This window comes from Crocosphaera sp. Alani8 (assembly GCF_038442745.1).
Taxonomy (GTDB): Bacteria; Cyanobacteriota; Cyanobacteriia; order Cyanobacteriales; family Microcystaceae; genus Crocosphaera.
The window spans coordinates 1-3033 of the sequence record NZ_JARVCN010000363.1; the positions used below are offsets into that span (position 1 = coordinate 1).

A 3033-nucleotide genomic window follows, 5' to 3' on the forward strand; every position below is an offset into this window, starting at 1 on the left:
TTGGAGAAGCCCGCACTGTAACGGTACTCCGTTCAGTGTCGGGAGTCGTCACTAATACCTGTTCATGGTAATCGAGACTTACCTATTGGCACACTCAAACAGATTATGAAAGATGCAGATTTAACTGAGAATGATCTTTAGTTGTGCGTTTTAGCTAGAAAACATAGTTATGACTGCACAAAACGTTAATTTTTAGCAAAATACTTGACTTTTTTCCAATAAGAAAATTTGCCCTGAAATCATCCATATAGCAATTAGGTTTCACTGACATCTTGCATCAGTACATAAAAACTTAAATTAGTCAGCAATCAGCAGTTCCTCACTCCGTAGGGCGCGCTATCGCACAGCGTTCGGCTTTCATCTCTTAGCTGAAAGCGTTAAGCATTGGTTTAATCTCACTCACAGCATAAGATAGAGATTGATATGTTTCAACTGATGGCTGATAGCTGATAGCTGAACGCTTACAAACTAGCCGGTTTTATCGAAGGTGCAAGATGCGAGTTTCAGTTGTAAAAAAATCTGTTTTCTGGGTAAAACACAGTTTGCACGCAGCGTCTCTATCGAATTGGTCAATAAAAAAAGTAAAATAGAAGGGTAACGAACTAGATAAAACTTTATGGCCCGCAGACCACCCCCTCGTTATTCCGATCGCCGTCCGAGTCCTGCTTCTCCCCCTCCAAAGTCTAACATCAATTATGGAACTATCGCCCTGTTTGGCGGTATTTTCGTCCTAGGTATTGGTGTGGGAATAGGAGTCACTTCTAATGCAAGTTTTGACCCCCAAAATGTGGCCTCCCGAGAAGTCATCGACAAAAGCGCACCCAACCCAGAACTTTGTGTACAGTATGGGGCCAGTTCTATTGTCACGGATATGCGAGTTTTTATCACTCTCAACCCTTTTAGTGTCTTTGTTACTCAACCCCAAATGCAACCCGGTTGTGTGTTGCGTCGTTCTAATATGAATTTATTGGAGCAAAAACGACTGATTACCGCAGAGCAAGCTAGAGATTGTCGAAATAGGATGAATACCTTTGGATTTGTGGGATCTTTGGACAGTAAACCCTCCATCGAATGTGTTTATCCCAACGATGCAGCCGGAAACCTCTTTTTGAACCCCCCCGGTTCCGTTAATCCCCGTTCGGAAGGAGAAAACTTTTAAATTAATCAAAATTCGATAGAATAAGACAATAATAATTTACTAGATATAGTATGACTATTTATCAGAAACAATCCATCACTATTGCGGTGGTGGGAGACGTTCACGAGCAATGGGAAGATGCTGATAATGATGCTTTAGAAAGTTTAAAGGTTGATTTGGTATTGTTTGTGGGGGACTTTGGTAACGAGTCTGTTCCCATAGTTCGCACAATTAGCCAATTATCTCTACCCAAAGCAGTGATTATGGGAAATCATGACGCTTGGTACACTGCTTCTGCTTGGGGACGGAAAAAATGCCCTTATCGTCGTCCCTCGGAAGATTGGTTACGGGATCAACTGGATATTTTAGGGGATCTCCATGTGGGTTACAGTAAGTTAGATTTTCCTCAGTTTAATCTCTCTGTTGTGGGGAGTCGTCCCTACAGTTGGGGGGGTCCAGAATGGAAAAATAAGCAGTTTTTGGTCGATCGCTATCAAGTGTCTGGGTTTCAAGACTCCACAGAAAAAATAATGTCTGTGGTTCAAGAAACTAATGAAAAAAATATCATTTTTTTGGGTCATAATGGTCCTGCTGGTTTGGGAAAGAAACCAGAAGATATTTGCGGTAAAGACTGGCAACCTATTGGGGGAGATCACGGTGATCCGGACTTTGCCCAAGCGATCGCACAAAGTTATGATTTAGGCAAAAAGATTCCCCTAGTAACTTTTGGTCATATGCACCACCGTCTGCGTCATACCCGTTCCCGACTGCGAACAAAGGTAGTCAGCAACGAACAAGGAACGATTTATTTAAACGCAGCTTGTGTTCCCCGTGTTATTGAAGAGAACGGCGAAAAGTTGCGGAATTTTTCCTTAGTTTCCCTGGAAAATGACACTGTAACCCAAATTTCCTCGGTTTGGGTAAATCATCGAGGGGCGATCGCCACCGAGGATAGTCTTTATAAACAACCATTGCTTTCTTCCATTCGTTAATTATTATGAGGTTACTGTCTCCTTTTTCTTCTCGATCTGGTGGTCCTTTATTGATCTATTTTCCTGGTATGGATGGCACTGGAGAATTATTCTATCGTCAAGGAGAAAAACTGAAAGATTTTTTTTCTATTCGATGTTTAGCTATTCCACCGAACGATCAAAGCGATTGGTCTACTTTGGTCAATAAAACTATTAGTTTGATTGAAAAAGAATTAGAGTATCATCCCCATTCTTCTGTTTATATATGTGGGGAATCTTTTGGGGGATGTTTAGCCATTAAAGTCGCTTTGGCTGCCCCTGAATTGATGGAAAGAATTGTTTTAGTTAACCCTGCATCTTCTTTTAATAAAAGGTCATTTTTGAAATTGGGAATTGAGTTAAATCAATGGGTTCCTAACTTCGTTTATAAAGGGGTTGCGGTAATTCTTTTATCGTTTTTGGGGTCATCAAATCGCATGGAATACGGGGATAGTCAAGCTTTATTGAATGCGGTACAATCCATGCCTCAAGAGGTAGTTAGTTGGCGACTTTCTTTGTTACGGGATTTTCAAGTTGATACCAAACATTTGAGAACGTTTGATAAACCGACATTATTATTAGTTAGTCAGGAAGATAATTTGTTACCTTCTGTAGATGAGGGAAGAGAATTAGTTAATTATTTTCCTAATGGTTTCTTGAATATTTTACCAGAAAGTGGTCATGCTTGTCTATTAGAAAATGATATTAATTTGCTAGAAATTTTGAAAAAAAATGATTTTCTTTCTGAAGCTAATACATTAACAGTTAATAATTAAGATAGCAGTTTCCGTACTTGTGAGGCAGGAGTTAGCTGTCAGCAATCAGCAATCATAGCAATTTTCTTATGCATAGATTACAAACTCAAAGAAAAATAGTCCCCACACT

3 protein-coding genes and 1 pseudogene are annotated in these 3033 nt (G+C 39.9%); all 4 read left to right on the top strand.

The features are described 5' to 3' along the window. Nucleotides 1-51: 51 nt before the first annotated feature. Nucleotides 52-141 (top strand): annotated as a pseudogene (locus P9B04_RS18520) (type II toxin-antitoxin system HicA family toxin); the annotation flags it as partial. Nucleotides 142-616: 475 nt separating this feature from the next. Further along, nucleotides 617-1159: a DUF3172 domain-containing protein gene (locus P9B04_RS18525; RefSeq protein WP_342056455.1), complete on the top strand. Its 543-nt coding sequence runs from the start codon at nt 617-619 to the stop codon at nt 1157-1159. Nucleotides 1160-1209: 50 nt separating this feature from the next. After that, complete coding sequence (locus tag P9B04_RS18530; protein ID WP_342056456.1) at nt 1210-2130, top strand: TIGR04168 family protein; 921 nt, start codon at nt 1210-1212, stop codon at nt 2128-2130. Nucleotides 2131-2135: 5 nt separating this feature from the next. Further along, nucleotides 2136-2924 (top strand): alpha/beta fold hydrolase, encoded by a 789-nt coding sequence (locus P9B04_RS18535; RefSeq protein WP_342056457.1) that lies wholly within the window; start codon nt 2136-2138, stop codon nt 2922-2924. Nucleotides 2925-3033: the final 109 nt, after the last annotated feature.

Excerpts from the sequence above, each read along its gene's own strand:
- P9B04_RS18525 (WP_342056455.1), top strand. The coding sequence starts at position 617 with ATGGCCCGCAGACCACCCCCTCGTTATTCCGATCGCCGTCCGAGTCCT.
- P9B04_RS18530 (WP_342056456.1), top strand. The coding sequence starts at position 1,210 with ATGACTATTTATCAGAAACAATCCATCACTATTGCGGTGGTGGGAGAC.
- P9B04_RS18535 (WP_342056457.1), top strand. The coding sequence starts at position 2,136 with ATGAGGTTACTGTCTCCTTTTTCTTCTCGATCTGGTGGTCCTTTATTG.